This is a genomic window from Shewanella aegiceratis (assembly GCF_019457495.1).
Taxonomy (GTDB): domain Bacteria; phylum Pseudomonadota; class Gammaproteobacteria; order Enterobacterales; family Shewanellaceae; genus Shewanella; species Shewanella loihica.
This window is the reverse complement of the sequence record NZ_CP080416.1, coordinates 3459111-3476997: the sequence shown is the minus strand read 5'-3', so window position 1 is coordinate 3476997 and position 17887 is coordinate 3459111. Positions and strand designations below refer to the sequence as shown.

12 protein-coding genes are annotated in these 17887 nt (G+C 53.8%); 7 read left to right on the top strand and 5 right to left on the bottom strand.

All coding sequences use genetic code 11. The features are described from left to right. Nucleotides 1-28: 28 nt before the first annotated feature. From K0H80_RS15190 to K0H80_RS15175, 4 genes are all read left to right on the top strand, one after another. A complete protein-coding gene (locus K0H80_RS15190) occupies nucleotides 29-1165 on the top strand; it encodes a serine hydrolase domain-containing protein (RefSeq protein WP_220072106.1) in 1137 nt (378 codons plus the stop codon). A 55-nt stretch (nucleotides 1166-1220) separates the two neighbouring features. Further along, nucleotides 1221-1685, top strand: a complete 465-nt coding sequence (locus K0H80_RS15185; RefSeq protein WP_220072105.1) for a YehS family protein — start codon at nucleotides 1221-1223, stop codon at nucleotides 1683-1685. A gap of 210 nt (nucleotides 1686-1895) precedes the next feature. Next, complete coding sequence (locus K0H80_RS15180; protein ID WP_011866759.1) at nucleotides 1896-3584, top strand: NAD-dependent malic enzyme; 1689 nt, start codon at nucleotides 1896-1898, stop codon at nucleotides 3582-3584. 290 nt (nucleotides 3585-3874) lie between these two features. Continuing rightward, complete coding sequence (locus tag K0H80_RS15175) at nucleotides 3875-4108, top strand: hypothetical protein (protein ID WP_220043157.1); 234 nt, start codon at nucleotides 3875-3877, stop codon at nucleotides 4106-4108. Between the two features lie 81 nt (nucleotides 4109-4189). Here the strand turns inward: K0H80_RS15175 and K0H80_RS15170 are convergent, their stop codons facing one another. Beyond that, nucleotides 4190-9169, bottom strand: a complete 4980-nt coding sequence (locus tag K0H80_RS15170; protein ID WP_220072104.1) for a S8 family serine peptidase — start codon at nucleotides 9167-9169, stop codon at nucleotides 4190-4192. Between the two features lie 635 nt (nucleotides 9170-9804). Here K0H80_RS15170 and K0H80_RS15165 point away from each other — a divergent pair. Further along, nucleotides 9805-10725 (top strand): LysR family transcriptional regulator, encoded by a 921-nt coding sequence (locus K0H80_RS15165; RefSeq protein ID WP_011866756.1) that lies wholly within the window; start codon nucleotides 9805-9807, stop codon nucleotides 10723-10725. Between the two features lie 80 nt (nucleotides 10726-10805). On the opposite strand, the gene K0H80_RS15160 is transcribed toward K0H80_RS15165, so the two are convergent. From K0H80_RS15160 to lhpI, 4 genes are all read right to left on the bottom strand, one after another. Then, entirely contained in the window at nucleotides 10806-11753 is a 948-nt protein-coding gene (locus K0H80_RS15160) for a DUF4097 family beta strand repeat-containing protein (protein WP_220072103.1), read from the bottom strand. Next, on the bottom strand, nucleotides 11750-12262 hold the full coding sequence (locus tag K0H80_RS15155) for a hypothetical protein (protein WP_220072102.1): 513 nt from the start codon (nucleotides 12260-12262) through the stop codon (nucleotides 11750-11752). Before K0H80_RS15155 ends, K0H80_RS15160 begins: the two co-directional genes overlap by 4 nt. Beyond that, the gene (locus K0H80_RS15150; RefSeq protein ID WP_011866753.1) at nucleotides 12262-12834 is read right to left on the bottom strand and encodes an RNA polymerase sigma factor; all 573 of its coding nucleotides are present in this window, start codon (nucleotides 12832-12834) and stop codon (nucleotides 12262-12264) included. Before K0H80_RS15150 ends, K0H80_RS15155 begins: the two co-directional genes overlap by 1 nt. 272 nt (nucleotides 12835-13106) lie before the next feature. Further along, nucleotides 13107-14051, bottom strand: a complete 945-nt coding sequence (gene lhpI, locus K0H80_RS15145; RefSeq protein ID WP_220072101.1) for a bifunctional Delta(1)-pyrroline-2-carboxylate/Delta(1)-piperideine-2-carboxylate reductase — start codon at nucleotides 14049-14051, stop codon at nucleotides 13107-13109. A 261-nt stretch (nucleotides 14052-14312) separates the two neighbouring features. On the opposite strand from lhpI, the gene K0H80_RS15140 reads away from it, so the two are divergent. Together K0H80_RS15140 and K0H80_RS15135 are read left to right on the top strand one after the other, a co-directional pair. Then, entirely contained in the window at nucleotides 14313-16175 is a 1863-nt protein-coding gene (locus tag K0H80_RS15140) for a methyl-accepting chemotaxis protein (protein WP_220072100.1), read from the top strand. 131 nt (nucleotides 16176-16306) lie between these two features. Further along, a complete protein-coding gene (locus tag K0H80_RS15135; protein WP_220072099.1) occupies nucleotides 16307-17887 on the top strand; it encodes a sensor domain-containing diguanylate cyclase in 1581 nt (526 codons plus the stop codon).

Sequence of the window (17887 nt, the reverse complement as noted above, 5' to 3'; positions counted from 1 at the left end):
AAAGCCGTTTAGGGGAACAAGGATGAAGATGAGTGTGTTGGCGAGCAGCCTCTGTCTGCTGGGGGCCATGGCTAGCGGCTGCGCGTCTGCTAGCGAGTTTGTTATCGGGGATAAGCTTGAGCAAGCCGCGGGTGAGCGGGCTAATTTACCCTCTGCGCATGACTCTGTGAGTAGCGCTAACTTTGCCGAGCTAGGCAATGCTTTCGATAGCATCATCGCCGCCAACGAGCGGCCTTTCTATGGGGTGATCGCCCTGATGCAGCACGGTGAGCTGCGCTACGTGAAGGCTAATTCTTACGGTGAGGCGGCTGCGCCGACACTGGATAGTCGGGTCATGTTGGCCTCACAGAGCAAGATGATCACCGCCGCGCTGGTGATGCAGGCGGTAAGCCAGGGCAAGTTGGCTCTGGAGGATAAGATCAATCCTTATCTAGCGTCCAACAATTTGCCGACCTATGACGAGCGCATCACTATCGCTCAGCTGCTTAGCCACAGCTCAGGCATAGCGCCTCAGGGCAAGGCGAATCGGTTCGCGCCCGGCAGCGATTTTCAATACTCCAATCTGGGCTTTCAGGTGCTGGCGCAGCTGCTCGAAATCACCTATCAGCAGGACTTTGCCACCCTGGTGAATACCTTTCTAGGCGAGCACGGCGTCAAAGGCATCAAGGCCCAGCTTGGGGCGCAGCAGGGGCTGATTGAAGGGACAGAGATCGCTACCCAAGAGCCGATGGAATATGAGGTGCAGATGAACCTCCTGCCGGGCGGCGGCATGACGGGCTCGGCTACTGGGCTGCTCGATTATCTCAGGGCGCTCCATGGCGGAAAGCTGCTGAGCGACGAGGCCTACCAGGCGATGATGGCTCCTCAGATACTGCGGCCGCATCGTTGGTCGCACCTCTATTACGGCTTCGGCGTGCAGGTGAACCAGCAGGGGATAAAGGAGTACAGCCATTCTGGTTATCTGCCTGGCTATCAATCCCTCAGCCTGAGTTATCCCGAGTCAGACACTTATCTGGTGGTGCTTGAAAATGTCTCCTGGCCTATTGATGAGAGTAACCAAGCCTTCGGCCTGCACGATAAGCTGCGCCAGGCGCTGCGAGAGACTCTGATGGCCGGTCGCAAGCTTGAAAATAATGCCTCGGCGTCGACGCAAAGTCGGTTATAATGTCGTCGCTATGGCAGGCGCACCCGCGCGAGCCAGTAATTTAAGAATTTAAGTCATGATAAATAACGATATTTTACGCCGTCTACGATTCGTATTCGATTACAAGAATGCCAAGATGATCAAGATCTTCGCCAAGGTCAAACATGAGATGAGCCAAGAAGTCCTGCTCAACATTCTCAAGAAAGAGGCCGAAGAGGGTTATAAGCCCTGTAACGACAAGACCTTGTGCCTGTTTCTGGATGGCTTGATCATCGAAAAGCGCGGCCTGCGCGATGGGGCAGAGATCCCCGCTCCCGTGTCTCAGTTAAACAACAACCTGATCTTCAAGAAGCTGAGGATCGCCCTTGAGATGCGTGAAGAGGATATCATCGAGACCTTAGCCCTGGCGGACTTCAGAATGACGAGTTCCGAGCTGGGTGCCCTGTTTAGAAAACCCGGCCATAAACACTTTAAAGAGTGTGGCGACCAGGTGCTGCGTAACTTCTTGATGGGCTTGTCGATCAAGTATCGCGGTAAGTAAATAATATCATTCGCTAAAGACGCGGCTCGGGCCGCGTTTTTTTATGCCTGGCGTTTGGCTAAAGCCATGGCTGTTTAAAACAACCAGGGTGTGAAAATAATCAAAAAAATGATCGCGCGAAAGGCAACAAAGATCACACTTTGTGGTAATCTTGCCAAAATTGAACGCACAGCCATTCCAACATACCCACAGATAGAGAAAAGGTTACCAATGGACGATAATAAACGCCCGCTATATCTTCCTTTTGCCGGCCCTGCCATTCTTGAAGCCCCCTTGATTAACAAGGGAAGTGCCTTCACCGAAGAGGAGCGTATCTTCTTTAACCTAGAGGGCTTGCTGCCTCACGTGATCGAGACCATCGAAGAACAGGCATCGCGCGCCTACGATCAGTACAAGAACTTCGGCAACGATCTCGACCGTCATATCTATCTGCGTAACATTCAGGATACCAACGAGACCCTGTACTACCGTCTGCTGCAGAATCACATTACCGAGATGATGCCTATCATCTACACGCCGACGGTTGGCCTGGCTTGTGAGCGTTTCTCGAAAAACTATCGTCGTAACCGCGGCCTGTTTATCTCCTATCCCAACAAGGATCGTATCGACGACATCCTCAATAATTCGACCCGTCAGAAGGTGAAGATTATCGTTGTTACCGACGGTGAGCGCATCTTGGGTCTGGGTGATCAGGGGATCGGCGGCATGGGTATTCCTATCGGTAAGCTGTCACTCTACACCAGCTGTGGCGGTATCAGCCCGGCCTATACTCTGCCTATCACCTTAGACGTGGGCACAGATAACCCGCATCTGTTGGAAGATCCTATGTATATGGGCTGGCGTAATCAGCGTATCGGCGGCGAAGAGTATGCTGAGTTTGTCGAGGCCTTCATGGAGGCGGTACATAGACGCTGGCCGGATGCGTTGATCCAGTTTGAAGACTTCGCCCAGAAGAACGCTATGCCGCTGCTTGAGCGTTACAAGGACAGATACTGCTGCTTTAACGATGACATTCAGGGCACCGCGGCGGTGACCGTAGGCTCCTTGCTGGCGGCCTGTCAGGCGGCGGACAGTAAGCTGAGTCAGCAGCGCATCGCCTTCTTAGGTGCGGGCAGCGCAGGTTGCGGTATTGCCGAGGCGATCATCGCCCAGATGGTCTCAGAGGGCATTAGCGACGAGCAGGCGCGCCAGCAGGTGTTCATGGTAGACCGCTGGGGACTGCTGCAAGACAACATGCCTAACCTGCTGCCTTTCCAGCAGAATCTGGCGCAGCAGGTGGCCAAGGTCGAGGGCTGGAACACAGAGAGTGAGAACATCTCGCTATTGGATGTGATGCACAATGGTAAGCCGACCGTGCTGATCGGGGTATCCGGCGCGCCGGGTCTGTTCAGCGAAGAGATCATCAAGGCGATGCACACTCACTGTGAACGCCCAATCATCTTCCCGCTGTCTAACCCGACTAGCCGCGTCGAGGCGACGCCGAAAGATATTCTGCACTGGACCAAGGGTCAGGCGCTGGTGGCAACCGGCAGCCCGTTCGAGCCTGTGGTGATCGAGGAGCAGACCTATGAGATCGCTCAGTGTAACAACAGCTATATCTTCCCTGGTATTGGCCTGGGTGTGCTGGCCTCTGGGGCCAAGCGCGTCAGCAACGAGATGCTGATGGCATCGAGCCGCGCCCTGGCCGAGTGCTCGCCCCTGGCGAAGGACGGCGAGGGATCCTTGCTGCCGGCGCTGGAAGATATTCACTCGGTCAGTAAGCATATCGCCTTCGCGGTGGGCAAGGTTGCCATCGAGCAGGGCCATGCGCTGCCGGCCAGCGACGAGCTGCTGATGCAGGCGATTGAAGATAACTTCTGGACGGCGGAATATCGCCGTTATAAGCGCACCTCTTTCTAACCGCTTTGGCTTAGCCGTTTGCGCGTTAAAAAAGCCGCCTCTGGGCGGCTTTTTTGTGTCTTATGCAAGATGAAATTTTGCTTTGGATCACAAAGCGTTATTTAAGCCTATGATCCTGTCGGCACTTCTTTCTTCGCGATGGCTTTTTTAAGTTTGGCTTAATCTTGGCTGGTAATGCTCGCCGGATAGCTTGCTGCGCCTTGGATCTTGCCCGCTTTGGCCATACCAGGCGGCAAGCCTTTGAATGTAAACTTTTTAGTTGTTTGACTTGCCAAAACCAGGAGCCCGAGATGAAAACATTGATCACCCTAGCCGCCGGCCTGCTATTTGCTGGCGCCGCCGTCGCCATGGATTGTAAAGATTGCCATGAGCCTATCGACCTGACCATGCACACTGAGTCAGAGGCCACGTTGGCAAGCTGTAACGATTGTCACGCCATGAAGGATGCCCATGCCCCCGATGCAGAGGTGCATACCCCAGAGCTGACCATCAAAGAGTGCAGTGATTGCCACGGCATGAACTAGTGGCTGCGCCAATTTAAGAATGCATAAAAAAGGGCCCTCAGAGAGGGCCCAAAGACAAGGTCGAACTAAATAGTTGGACGCTTAGTGCAGCTTACGGCGTCCGGCGATTAGGCCCAGTAGGCCCAGAGCCAGGAAGCCAAGGCTACCGCCCAAGTCAGAGTCACCGCCCTGATCTGGGGTTTCTGGCGCCGGTGGCGTAGGCTCAATACCGTCTGAGTTCACCGTCAGCATGAAGCTGGTGGAGGCGGCGTCAGATGGGTAGGCCATATCGTGTACGGTTACCGTCACCAGAGTCTCGCCATACCAGTCGGCATCAGGTGTGATACTGAAGCTGTCACCATCAACAGTTGCCGTGATGTGCTCACCCGATACCATGATGCCGTTGGCTGTGCCTTTAACATCGTTGTAGGTAACAGTGATGCCTTCCAGCGTGGTGTTCTCTTCCATCATCATGTCGGCAATAGCTGCCACGCTGATATTCGATGGGCTAGAGACCTCATGGGTTACCGTCACCAACTCTGAGTCTGCATACTGAGTATCGACTTTCACATAGTTGCTAGCGCCGACGGCATTTGCCGACACACGCGCCGAGAACTTGAGTGATACCTTTGACTGCTCAGGGCCGCGATAGTCGGCGCAGACCACTGTGCCAGAGCTGATCTTCTCATCGACATCCTTATAGGCGAAGCCATCGTTCAACCAACCTCCTGCAGGGCCGAAGGTGGCGCGCTCACCCCAGTAACCGTGTAGACCGACAGAACCGAACTGATCGTTCTTTGTGTCTAAGGTTTCATAGGCGAAGATGATCTCTGGGCTTGCCTCATCGAAGCTGATGTCAGTTGCGACGATAGTCTGAATGTTGAACTTAGCATCCGGATCAGGCGTATCGTTACCGCTGAGGAAGGCGTTCCACTCCTCACCACCATCCCACTGGAAGATATAGTGCTTATTGGTGATCACCGCATAAACAGCATGCTCATAGCGACCCGTATTCCAGTTGAACATGGTCTGCGGCATTTTCACATCGCCGCGCCATAGTGGTGCCACCATAGTGTCTGGGAAGCCCTGGAAGCTATCGTTAAATTCCAGGTTGTAGTTCCAGAAATCAGGCATAGGGTCAAACTGCACATAGCCGAATGGCGAGATGGCTAACACGTCCTGTCCAAACACCTCTGGGTTGCCATACAGTGGCACATGGGGTAAGCCATTGGCACTGAGTGGGATCAATAGCGTCTGATTCGATCTTCCAGACAGACCTATGGGTTGAGACCCTTGAGAAGGTAGATCGAAGAAGCTACCATCTTCCCCATAAGGTACACGACAGGTCTCGTCAGTAAGGTTGGTGGTAAACACATAGTGGCGATTCATCTCGCTGGACGAGGGCTGCACCGCCGCGATTGCGATATTGTTGCCTTCGACCGTCATGCCTTCGCTATAGTTGCCTATACCGCCCACAGAGACAGAATCTGGAATAAGCACTAGGCCATCGCTTAATTCTGTGTTGAAGGTAAACTCACGCTCACCACCAAGCAGGTTAGGCGCCAGTTCGACGACGAAATCTAGGATGTCACCCTCTTTGGCTGCCGTTTGTGAGGCGCTGATATTGGTGTCACTGCCCATGTGGATTAGCTTGACTGCGAAGTCACCTAGGTTAGTGTCGTTATACTCATCGCTTCCCAAACCGACCATGCCGTAGTAGACATCGCCTTCCTCTGCGCTTGGCAGATTGTAGTTGAGCTTCAGTTGATATGGAGTCATGCCGTCATTGGTAGCAGGCCCTTCGACGGTCAGGTTGCCAGTATCAGCGTCGCCTACCACGGCAAGGCTTAGCTCGAATGGATCGGCGAGGTTCTTCTCGTCCTCATAATCCCACTTCCAGTTGGCAGCGATGGCCCAGTAACGACCCGGCATAGGGTTATTGATGGCGCAGAAGTCACCGTTATCTGTCTGTGAGAAACAGATGGCTTCGTCTAACCATTGGATATCCTCGTCGCCGTTTACATCCATACCTAAGTCTATCGAGGTATAGGCGTGTTTTGGTGCCGATAAGACTTCCCATACGACACGCTTGGTACCTTCGGGCACATCGAAGAAGATAACCTTGGCGCCGCCATCCTCAATTTCCTGACGTGTATAGCCGTCTGAGTAGAGTCTGACGTCGGCGCGCTTAAGCTCGGCGTCGTGACGCTCACCTTTGGTGAGGCCATAGACACGTGAGTTTAGCGACTGTACCTCTTTGGTATGGATCTCTGGTGTCAGGTTGTGGCCCTGCTGGCGATGTATGATGCCAGAGACCTCACTAGGCAGGGTGTCGCCCTTATAGCGGACTCCAACAGGCAGGTGCTGCATCGGCTTGCTGCTGTCGCTCGGCGTCAGCTTAACGCTACCTGTCAGCTGGATCTGCGAAGAGTCGGCGCCAATGGCTTCCACTTCGAGGATCTTAGCCTTGAGGCTGATTGCCTGAGACTCTCCGGCCTTGAGGGTAAAGGTCTTAGGCGATACCTCAAGTTCCAGCATCTGTGCGCCTTCCATCTCGTTAGGCGTTGCCTCAACCGTCCAGGTACCGTCTTGGGTTGCGGTTACCGTACGCATCCAGGTACAGGTGCCAGCACAGCTATCGTGATAGAAGTAAGGCAGGTTCAGGGTGTGAATGTTGCCACCATTCTTAGGGTTAGCGGCGCGATAGTTGTCGACGCTTTCATCCAGAAGCAGTGGAGCGTTGTTGGCACGTGATACGTTGATTACCCCGCTACCCGCATCGCTGAAGCCCGCCGCGACTGGGTCGTAAGGATTACCGTCACGAGCGCGCGTGACCCCTTCCAGTGATGCCGTGGTCATCAGCGCCGATTGGATCTGCGCAGGTGTCCAGTCAGGATGCGCCTGAGTCAGCAGTGCCATGGCACCGGCAACGTGTGGAGCCGCCATAGAGGTACCGCTGATGGCCGCGTAGTCGGCAGGCATGCCTTGGGTAGTGAATGGCATCTCATCGGCCCAGGCGGCGTAAATATTCACACCTGGAGCGGCAAGGTTAGGTGACATTACATCTGGCGCTTCCAGGTTGGGGCCGCGAGATGAGAAGTCGGCAACATAGTCGGCGGTACCTTCTTTAGTGCTGACCTCAGATGCGGTGATGGTCAGGGTGTGACCGCTACCTGCGGCGAGCCAGCTTTGCAGGCCGTAATAGCCGTTATCGCTGTTGCCATAGTAGCTGCCATAGTCGATGTTGATGCCAGGGATGACATAAGGGTCGTTATGGGTCGGTTCTGAATATCCTGGGTTCCACAGGATAAAGCCGCCAGCGCCACCGGCCTGAACATTTACTGCCTTGCTTACACGGGCGATATCGCCGCGCTTACAGACGACGATTGGTGCGGTGGCATAGGGATTGCCTTCTGGGTCGGCATCAAAGAAACCGGCTGGGAAGGGCTCGTTACACATCTCATACTCGCTGCCATAGGCCTTGGCCTCGACAACTGGGCCTGTGTAAGCTTCGGTGATCCCCGAGCCTTCCAGATTGCTAAGTGGCTGATCGCCGCCCGTGGCATTGGTCAGCATCTTACCCTCGACGGCAATAACACGGCCATGCGTGGTGGCCGCTACCGAGGTGAGCCAAGGCGAGAAGTGATCGATGGCGCCGCGTGCCTGAGAGGCATACTGTGGCATGTAGGAGTTACCCGCAGAGGCCGACACTGAGATGCCTGCTTCACGGGCGGCCAGGAAGCCCAGCTCCATAGGATCGTCCCACGGGAATGTGCCGAAGGTAGTCCCGATAGAGTAGTTGATCACATCCACGCCATCGGCGATGGCATCATCGATAGCTGCAAGCAAGGCAGAGCCCTTACAACCAGCATAGCTGTCGCCAAAGCTGCCATCACCCGGATAACAGACCTGATACATGATGACGTTGGCACGAGGCGCGACGCCTGAGATCTTGCTGAATTTGAGTCCAGTAGGAATACCGTCGCCGGTTTCGCCAAGTGAAGCTACCACATAGTCGACATCTGAAAGCTCGTTACCCGCTGCGGTCGAGGAGGTGTGTGAGCCATGGCCGTTGTAGTCTTCACCGTTTTGAGGACGCTTAGGATCCTCGACCTGCCAACTTGGGATATCTGGCTGGAAGATAGGATCGAGATAGCTATCTGTGATCGCCTCGTACGAGCGTACCCCGATTAGCTTATCGTTACACATGCTGGCAAATTCGGCCTTTTCACAGTCACCTAGATAGTGACTGTAACGTGCAGGCATCTGGTGCACGTAGCCATCACCTGCGACGGCGGCGAACGATGGATGATCTGTGTTGATCCCCGTATCCAGTACGCCGACGACTATGCCTTCGCCCTTATACTTATCGTCTGCTGCCGTGCCCATCCACATGCCATCGGCGCCGATATGTTTAGGTCCCACGTCTGTGTGCAACTCATACATTTTTTCCAGGCTGACATTGCGAATGCCTGGCAGTGCAGCCACACGAGCGGCTTGATCTTGGGTCATGCGCATTGCCATGCCGTTAAAGGCCAGGCTATATCGTTGCTTCACCTCGACATTACCACCTACTGTGGCACTGATCTGAGACAATACCTGAGTCTGTTTGTCGGCGAGGTAGTTGGTGTATTGCTTCACCGCACGACTACTCATATCGACCTTGTTGTGGCCTCGTGCATTGAGCATCACGGGGACAGTGCTCATCTTAGGTGAGGTGGCCGCCAGGTTAGGCAGGTCGCCGCGATAGAGTGAAACCGGCTTGTCGCTGAGCTCGACGATATAGGTCTGCTCGCCTGTTAGGCCGGCCTCAAATTTGAACGGCACCTTGCTGTTTTGCTGAGTGGCAATTGCGCGGTGTACGTTCTTGCCGTTGCTGCCACGTTGTTGCAGCGATTCACTACTCTGGATACCGTTGCGCTGTTTACCGGCGCGCAGGTCCTCATTGTATTTCAGGATGGCGTCGGTGATCTCTATGCTGCGCATGTTATGCGTATCAGCATTACTCGACGCGGCGGCGCCGCCAACGCCGGCGGCATAGATGGCCGCTATCGTCATGAGACTTATTTTTTTCAATTTCATTGGTTGTTCCCTTTTCTTTTTATTGTCAAAGCTTGGGCTTGGTTGCAAAAGTAAGGCACTCGTACACCATTCGATTTTTATTGAGTTACTGATGTGCAGGCCAATGCGTAAAAGCTATAGGGGTATGCATAACAGGTATGTGGGGAGGAAAAGAGAAAGCTTAAATCGCCAGGGTGAGATGAGAGTTGATTGGTTTTTTAGGCTGTTAATTTTTCAATGAACAGTGTTTTGTATTGCAATGGATGGGTTTTGTTGTTTTAACTGTTTGTGAGGAGAAACTTTTGTGGAAAGTTTGCGACTCGCATAACAGGCTGCCGTATGTATCATTTGGTAGCAAACTGATACAAATTGTTAATTTTGTGTTGCATGCGACCAATTTGTCTATTTGATTAGCGAATACTTAACCATCAATTATGTTAAGTTTTTGTTTTAAATAGTCTTGGTTGAATTTTGTCCGGAGGCTGATCTTTTTCTTCTGTATCCCCTAAGGCCCGAGTCTTGCGCTTGGTAGGCGCACCCCCTATTTCTCTTGTCTCGCGATAGTGATAGAAATTAAGCCTAGGCTGTATTCAATGCGGCACTAGGCCAAGTTCATATCTGTGGCAATCATAAAAATAACTATAAGAGTGAGATAGATGGAATTACGACACTTAAGGCACTTCATTGTTCTGGCAAGGTTGAAGAGTTTTAGCAAGGCAGCCAATGAGCTGCACCTAGCTCAGCCTTCATTATCTCGCAGTATTCAGAAGATGGAGGAGCGTCTGGGGGCCAGCCTGCTGGCCAGAGATGAGAAGCATTTTGCCCTGACCGAATATGGCCGCTTGGTATTGGCTCAGGGGGAGTTGATCGTCAGCCAACTCGAATACTTGGAATCTGAGATCAAAACCAAACAGGGGCTGGAAAAGGCCAAGCTGGTCATCGGCGCCAGCCCCATTCCGTCCAACAGTATTATTGGCCCTGCGGTAGGCAGGTTTATCCGCGATAACCCGGATATCTCTCTGGAGTTAAAGGTCGAGAGTTGGAGCCGACTCTACAAGCTGTTGCTTAAGGGGGAACTCGACATGTTCATCGCCGAGACTAATGCCACCTTACTGGATCAGCGAGACAATGTAATCACGCAGTGCCTGCCTCAGTCCCAGGCCATTTTCTGCTGCCGTCCCCATCATCCACTGACTCGTCTGAAAACCGTCTACTTACCTAGTCTGCGCGATTACCCTGTGGGTATGCCCAGCGCCATGCCGCAGCTGTTGAGGCAAAGATTTGAGGATCTGTTTGAGGAAGACAGACATGACTTCGTGGGCTTGGTTAAGTATGCCCAGTTTCAGCCGATCAAGTCGGCCATAAAAGAGTGTGACATGGTGGTGATTACCCCTGATATTTCGGTGCGCGAGGAGCTGGCATCGGGAGAACTGGTGGCTCTGGATGTGGTGGGGGTACCGAATATCAAGGCGAGCTTTAGTGTGGTATCGATGAAGAATCGTCGCTTGAGCCACAGCGCCGAGCAGTTTGTCGACTCCTTACTGACCCACTCTTCCGCCAAGGCGGTTGGTTTTTAGCTACTCGATAAGAGAAATAACAAAAGGGCCTGATATCAGGCCCTTTTTTGATGCGAAGATTTGGGTTGTCAATCTCAGCCCTAGCGCTGCTTGAGATTGATATCGCCGCTGATGGTGTTGATCAAAATATCGGCGCTGCCTTTGCCCATCTGGAATTGTAGCGAGCTGCCAGGACCATACTTAGGTCGTTTCGGTTTATCCTGGGTCAGGCGATTGTCGATGTCACCGCTTGGGCCGCCGTCGATGGCGAAGGTCGCATCCAGGTTCGCCGGTAGGCTGAAGCTGATATCGCCGCTGACGCTGTCCAGGCTGGCCTTGGTGGCCAGGGTGGAAACCGACAGGTTCAGGTCACCGCTGACGCTCTGGGCCTTGAGTCGGTCCACTTTATCTAAAGTTACCTTGGCATCTCCCGATACCAGCTCGATAGAGACCTGGTCGGCGCCGCTGTCGGCCTCGAGCTTACCGCTGACCAGGGTGTAGCTGACCTTACCCAGACTCTGTTTGTCTTTGATGTTGCCAGATACTGTCTCCAGCTTGAGCTTGCCTTCAAGTTTCTGGCTGACAATGTTGCCCGAGACGGTATTGATGGTCACCTGCTCGGTGAGATCTTCGGCCTTGATGTTGCCGCTGACGGTCTGCACATTGATGTCACCGGCAAGCTTACTCACTCTGTAGTTGGCCGAGACCCCTTCGCCGTTGAGCTTGAGCTTTGCCGGCACCTTGATGGTCAGGCGTGAGCCCTCCTTGTTGCTACCCGAGTAGTGGCGGGGCAGTTTATCTTCGATAGAGATGGTGCCGGACTTTTGCTCTACCGTGAGGCCTTCGCTCAGCTCATCCAGGGTGCCCGTGATGGAGATGGCGTCTTGATCCCAGGAGAGGATCTCGACTTCGCCGCGCTGCACCTCCAGGTTCAGACGCAGGTCACCTTCGACTTCGATGCGTTTATCCACGCTCTGCGCCGCCAGCACAGATTGGCTCAATAAAAGCAAAGGCAATGCCAGGGTGGTAGTTTTTAGTTGTATTTTCATATCATCTCTCCTGTGGTATCTCGATCGACAGGGAGTTTTTGCCCCTGTTTGATTAATTCAATCTCGCGTTGCTGGGTCCATAGCCAAAGCTGCCACAGCTGTTTGTCAGTCGGGTTGAGCTTTAGCGCCTCATAGATCTCCTTGGCGGCGGTTCTTAGCTGTTCTATCCCTTGCTCGACCGGCTGGCTGTATGGGCTGCTGCGCCAATCCACTCGCTTGGTCAGGCTTAGCGCGTCGACGCTTGCCTTATGCTGGGCCTGAATGGCGGCCAGAGTCTGAATGAGGGCCTCGTTCTCGGCATCAGGAATTGTTGGCCCAAGGCTCAACTTGCCGACCAGCAGCGCCAGCAACAGGGTGCTGGCGATTGCCATGGGACGCCAGTAGCTGCGGGGGCTATCCTTGGGCGCATCGAGGCGAAGTTCGACCCCTTGCCAGAGATCCCGCTCTGGCGTCATCTCCCTCGGCGCATTCTCAATCAGGCGCCTGAGTGTGTCTGCCTTGTCGACCATTAGATCATCTCCTGCAGTAGTTTCTTGGCCCTGTGGTACTGCGCCTTACTGGTGCCGGGGGCAATATTGAGGCGCTTGGCGATCTCGTCATGCTGATATCCCTCCAGGGCGTAGAGGACGAAGACGATACGGGCGCGCTCCGGCAGACGCAGCAGCAACTTGTCCACCCCCTGGTAGTCGAAGTCGATGGCGGCTGCGTGAGTCTCTTCGCTCGGCATAAACCTGGCCCAGAAGCTCTTATGCTTCTTGATGCAGCTCAGGGCCTGGTTCACCGTCAAGCTGTGCAGCCAGGTGGTAAATTGGCTCTTGCCATCAAACAGGGGCAGCTTCTGCCACAGGCGCACAAAGGTTTCCTGGGTGGCTTCTTCTGCCAGCTCGGTCTGGCCGGCCAAACGAAAACAGAGGGCGTAGACGCGTCTGTGATGCTGATCGTAGAGTTGTCGAAATGCCGTCTTGTCTCCCTGTTTGGCGCGCTGCACCAATACGGCATCGAGGAGCTGGTGAGCATCATCTGGACTCGTGAGTGCGCTCAAATCTGTCTTCCCTGTGAGTGAACAATACCTATTAGACATAGGCAGCGATTGAAATGGTTTAAAGCGAAATGAAAAAAAGTGTTGGCTTAAGGTATATCAGCGAAGATCGAATGCCAACCAGGTGGGAAAAGTCGCATTTGAAGAGGTAGAAACATTCGAGGCTATGGTGAAGCAGCCTATGAAGAAACCGTCATTGAAGGAGCGAATGTCGAAGGAGGCAACGGTTAAAAGGGGCTAAGAAAACAGGGCGGATTAGCTGTACTAGATTAGCTGTACTAGCTTAGCCGCCCCATGGTGTCATCTTATAAGCGTTAGGCCTGTTTTTCGTATACCAGCTGGGCACCTACCAGGTCCGCAAGGGCGGTGCCGACCGATTTAAATAGGGTAATGCCTTGCTCGTCTTGGCGACCAGGTATGTCACCGCGACAAAGATCCGCGAGTTCGCCCTTGACCTGGGACAGCTCAAACACGCCTTCCGACACAGGGATCAGCAGCTCGCCAGCTTCGGCGAAGACATTGACCTTGGCATCCACATAAACCTCGGCCTTGACGACCAGCTCGCTGTCGCATTCGCGTCTGTCATGGTTGTGGTTGCCCACCAAGTCCACATGGGTGCCGGGCGCGACCCAGGCGGAATCGAAGAGTGGCGCTGGCGCCCCGGTGGCGCAGCTGATGATGTCGGCCGTGGCGACGGCCTTTGGAAGCTCCTCACAGGCCTTCACCTCTATCTGCGGCGCGGCGGCCTGGATAGCGCTGATGGTCTTATCAACCTTATCCGGCGAGCGGCCCCATACTGTTATAGTTTTTAGCTGCCTCACGCTGGCATGCGCCAATGCCATAAAGGTCGCCAGCCGTCCCGTACCAAACAGCAGCAGATGCTTGGCATCAGAACGCGACAGATACTGGCTCGCCAGCGCCGAGATTGCGGCCGTGCGCCAGTAGGTGACGCTGGTGCCATCGACCAGGGCCTGGGGCTCACCGGTTTCACGGTTGAAGATTAAAATCTTGGAGTAGAGGCTCTCAAGTTCGGGAGACTTCTTGGGATTGCCGGGAAAATAGGTGAAGGCCTTCACCGCTATGGTCTTCTGGTTCCAGGCCGGCAATACGGCAAAGGCATCGCTGTGACTGCTGTCGTCTAACGGAAAGACTTGGCGCTGGGGCATTCCGGCGGGCTGGGCAAAGGTGTCTCTTAGGGCGGCGGTGAGACTGGGGAAGTCCAGCCCCTGGTGCACCGCTTCGGCATCGATAACTTGCATAGTACCTCCTATTTATTTTGGGATATTGTATGCAGTTTGTGATTAAATTGAAAGCTGGGCCATATACTTAAAGCTGATGGTGGATTTTTTTTAGTCAATCGAGCTCGATAAGCGGCTGAATTATTAATAATTCATTAAAGATGAATGTATGTAAGTCGATAGTTACTATACTCAATATTGGAATCAAATTTGGCATTCCAAGGTGTTAATTGTCGTTGAAGACAAGTAAAGCAATAACTTCAACAAAAAGGATCTCCCCCTATGCTCATTCGTCACAAATTACTCGTTAGCGCAGCAGTGTCTATCTGTTCTGTGATAGCGATGTTTGGTTTGCAGCGCTTTTCAGCGGCAAAGCTGGATGATTTGTCCCATGCTGCACAACAAGTTATCGAACTTGAAAAGGATGTTTTGAGTTTACGTCGAGATGAAAAAGACTTTTTTGCCCGTTTGGATCTGGCCTATCTAGATAAGCACAAGATGCAGGCGAGAGAGTTAGACGAGAAGATGGTCAGCCTGGGAGCCATCTTCGATCGGCATGATATCTCCCAGAGCGATCTGCAAGCCTTTAGGCAGAACCTGACCCGTTACGAGTCTATCTTTGCCGAGATTGCCGAGCTGCAAAAGCAGATTGGCCTGCATCCTAAGGATGGCCTCTATGGTGCGCTGCGAAGCGCGGTGCATAACGTAGAGACCCTGGTGAAGGAGAAGAACGAGCCCGAGCTGATGGTGACCATGTTGCAGCTGCGCCGCAACGAGAAAGATTTTATGCTCAGGCGCGCCATGAGTTATCTGGATAAGTTTAATGGCAACTTGGCGCTGCTGAGACAGCAAGTTTCTGGCGCCATGCTCAGCGATTCGGTCAAGGGGGAGCTTAACGCCTTGATCGACGATTATGAGAAGAACTTCAAGGCCTTGGTCAGCAAGGAGCAGGAGCTGGGTTTGGACAAAGACAGTGGCAGCATGGCGAGCCTGCGAGACAGTATTTCCTCGGCAGAGAAGTCCTTGGTGCAGCTTAAGGCACAATCCATGGACGCGATTAGCGATGCTGAGAGCGCAACTGTTACCATCAGTATCGTTGTTTTTATCCTAATTACTCTGGTTTTAATCGGTTTCACTCTGGCGATCATTCGCAGCATCATGGAGCCTGTGCAGCGGATCAGCGATGCGATCTCCCGCATCGAGGCAACCAAAGATCTGACCCTGAGATGCGATACTAAGGTGGATGATGAAATCGGCCAGATAGCCCGTCATTTTAATAGCATGGTGGAGTCGTTTCAGTCGCTGATCCGAGAGGTGCTGACCTCGGTCGAGGTGGTGAATCACTCCTGTCAGGAGCTGTCGGAGAACTCGATGCGTGCCTCGGAAGGGGTGGGACGTCAGCTCAATGAGACTGACATGGTGGCGACCGCGATCACCGAGATGGGCGCGACCATAGATGAGATTGCCAGCAATACCGAGCTGGCGGCAGAGCGGGCCGGCAACACTCATGATAATGCTCAGCAAGGTCAGGTCGGCGTCGAGCACACCATAGAGAAGATCCAGGCATTGGCGGCGCAGCTGACCGATTCGGCCCAGGTGGTCTCCGAGCTTGAGAAAGACAGCGAAACCATTGGCAGCGTGTTGGATGTGATCCGAGGCATCGCAGAGCAGACCAACCTACTGGCGCTAAATGCCGCCATCGAGGCCGCCAGGGCCGGTGAGCAGGGCAGAGGCTTTGCCGTGGTCGCCGATGAGGTGAGAAGTCTGGCGATGCGTACCCAGGAGTCGACCGAGGAGATCGCCGGTATCATTCAGACACTGCAGTCTCGTACTCGCTCTATTGTGCAGCTGATGGAAGCGACCCAAAGGCAAGGCATTGAGAGTGCCGATCAGGCGGCGAGTGCCGGCGCCCTGCTGGAGCAGATCAACGCCGATGTCACCAACATCATGGACATGAGTACGCAAATCGCCGCGGCCATCGAGGAGCAGAGCATGGTAGCCTCCGAGGTGAACAAGAATGTGGTAGTGATCCGCGACATCGCCGCCGAGTCGGCCCAGGCGGCGGATGAAAACGCCAAGGCCTCCGACGATGTGAAGGCGCGCACTCAGGTACTCTATCAGGCGGTGAGTCTGTTTAAGATTTAGGCGGTTGATTTAGAAAGGGGGCTTAGGCCCCTTTTTTTTTGAAATTTATTTGTGAAATGCTGGGTTTATACTCAAATTCTGTCGTCGGGTCGACTAAGCTAGTCTAGAGTGCAGGACAAAGAGAGTGGTCGATGCGATTAAATCACTTCCTAAATATTTTAGCCCTAGGGCTCTTGCTGCTGTCATTTCTGACCGCAAGCGGCATCTATTACCTCATCTACCTGCCAAGAATTGAAGAGCAAGTGATCTCAAGGCAAGACAGAGATCTGCAGGCGGTCCAAAAGGGGATCGCCTACGCCCAAAAAAACCTGGACACCCTCTGCTACGACTACGCCATCTGGGATGATATGGTGAGCTTTGTCGATAATGTATCGCCTGAGTTTGTGACCAAGAATTTGTTTGATAACGCCTTTGAGGCGGCCAATGTCGATGGTTTCTATGTGTTTAACCGCCAAAATCAGCTGGTGTGGCAATATCGAAGTGGCGCCGATTTTGACTCGCAGCAGCTGCCCTTAGGCAAGGTTGGTGTGGCAGGCAAGCTTCTCCCCTCAAAGGTGGAGATGGATGCAGGGAAGCCTTCGGTGCGCAGCGGTCTGCTGCGCATGGGATCTAGGGTGGTCTATTTCAGCAATGTCACCGTCTTGCCCAGTAACGGCGAGGGAGAGGTGGCGGGTAGCTTGCTGACAGTACGTAACGTAAGTCAGGCGATTCATGAGGAGATAGAGCAGTTTAGCCTGATCAAGTTCGATCTCGAGGTGCTGGCTAAACCTGAGCTTTCCGGTGAGACCTCGCTGGGCTTTAGAGAGACACCTAAGGTGGATGAGATCGCTGCCCAGCATTCTTGGTATCTGCATGATGCGCTTAACGTGCCTTCCCTCAAGATCACTGTGATCCACGACCGGAACCTTATCCCCTCTATCTTTACCGTAGAGTCAATCCTGATGTTTTTAAGCGTCCTGGTGATGTCCTACATCGCCATCGTCCCCTTCTCGGCGCTGGTGGTCCGGCCGCTGCGGGTCGCCAACGCCGTGCTGGATAAGATGGCCCACAGAGGTGTGTTACTCACCATGCCTACGGGTTGGGCGATCACCGAGGTGGCTAAGCTGACCGAGTCTTTCAATCTGGTGGTGGAAAAGTTGGAGCGGCATCAAAACTATCTGGAATCTCTCTCTTTTAACGACCCCCTGACAGGCATCGCCAATCGCCGCAGCCTGGAGGTGTTCGCCGAGCGTGCTCATAAACAGTGGCGCGAGGGTAAGGGTGCGATTGGCTTCATCATGCTGGATATCGATTTCTTCAAGCCCTATAACGACACGGTCGGGCATCAGAGTGGCGACCAGGCCCTGATCAAGGTGGCCCAGGCCCTGATGCTTGAGTGTCGTCGCCGTGGCGAGCTAGTTACCCGTTATGGCGGCGAAGAGTTTTGTGTGGTGATCCACGGCGATAACCTGGCGCAGATGGAGCTGCTGGCCAGGCGCATGCTGCAAAGGGTGCGGGACCTCAACATCTATCACCAAGCCTCGCCCTACGAGATCATTACCGTCAGCATGGGCGCCGTGCTCTACGACGGCTATCATCCCGAGTTTGCCGATGACGACTGGCAGCATATGGTCAAGTTGGCCGACGAGCAGCTCTATCAGGCAAAAGAGAGCGGGCGAAATAACTTGCAGATACTGCATCGCAAGGTGAGCCCGCTCTTCGTGGTCGGCTGA

Excerpts from the sequence above, each read along its gene's own strand:
- K0H80_RS15155 (WP_220072102.1), bottom strand. The coding sequence starts at position 12,262 with ATGGTCGACAAGGCAGACACACTCAGGCGCCTGATTGAGAATGCGCCG.
- K0H80_RS15185 (WP_220072105.1), top strand. The coding sequence starts at position 1,221 with ATGATAAATAACGATATTTTACGCCGTCTACGATTCGTATTCGATTAC.
- K0H80_RS15135 (WP_220072099.1), top strand. The coding sequence starts at position 16,307 with ATGCGATTAAATCACTTCCTAAATATTTTAGCCCTAGGGCTCTTGCTG.
- K0H80_RS15175 (WP_220043157.1), top strand. The coding sequence starts at position 3,875 with ATGAAAACATTGATCACCCTAGCCGCCGGCCTGCTATTTGCTGGCGCC.
- K0H80_RS15140 (WP_220072100.1), top strand. The coding sequence starts at position 14,313 with ATGCTCATTCGTCACAAATTACTCGTTAGCGCAGCAGTGTCTATCTGT.
- K0H80_RS15160 (WP_220072103.1), bottom strand. The coding sequence starts at position 11,753 with ATGAAAATACAACTAAAAACTACCACCCTGGCATTGCCTTTGCTTTTA.
- K0H80_RS15150 (WP_011866753.1), bottom strand. The coding sequence starts at position 12,834 with ATGTCTAATAGGTATTGTTCACTCACAGGGAAGACAGATTTGAGCGCA.
- K0H80_RS15180 (WP_011866759.1), top strand. The coding sequence starts at position 1,896 with ATGGACGATAATAAACGCCCGCTATATCTTCCTTTTGCCGGCCCTGCC.
- K0H80_RS15190 (WP_220072106.1), top strand. The coding sequence starts at position 29 with ATGAGTGTGTTGGCGAGCAGCCTCTGTCTGCTGGGGGCCATGGCTAGC.
- K0H80_RS15165 (WP_011866756.1), top strand. The coding sequence starts at position 9,805 with ATGGAATTACGACACTTAAGGCACTTCATTGTTCTGGCAAGGTTGAAG.
- lhpI (WP_220072101.1), bottom strand. The coding sequence starts at position 14,051 with ATGCAAGTTATCGATGCCGAAGCGGTGCACCAGGGGCTGGACTTCCCC.
- K0H80_RS15170 (WP_220072104.1), bottom strand. The coding sequence starts at position 9,169 with ATGAAATTGAAAAAAATAAGTCTCATGACGATAGCGGCCATCTATGCC.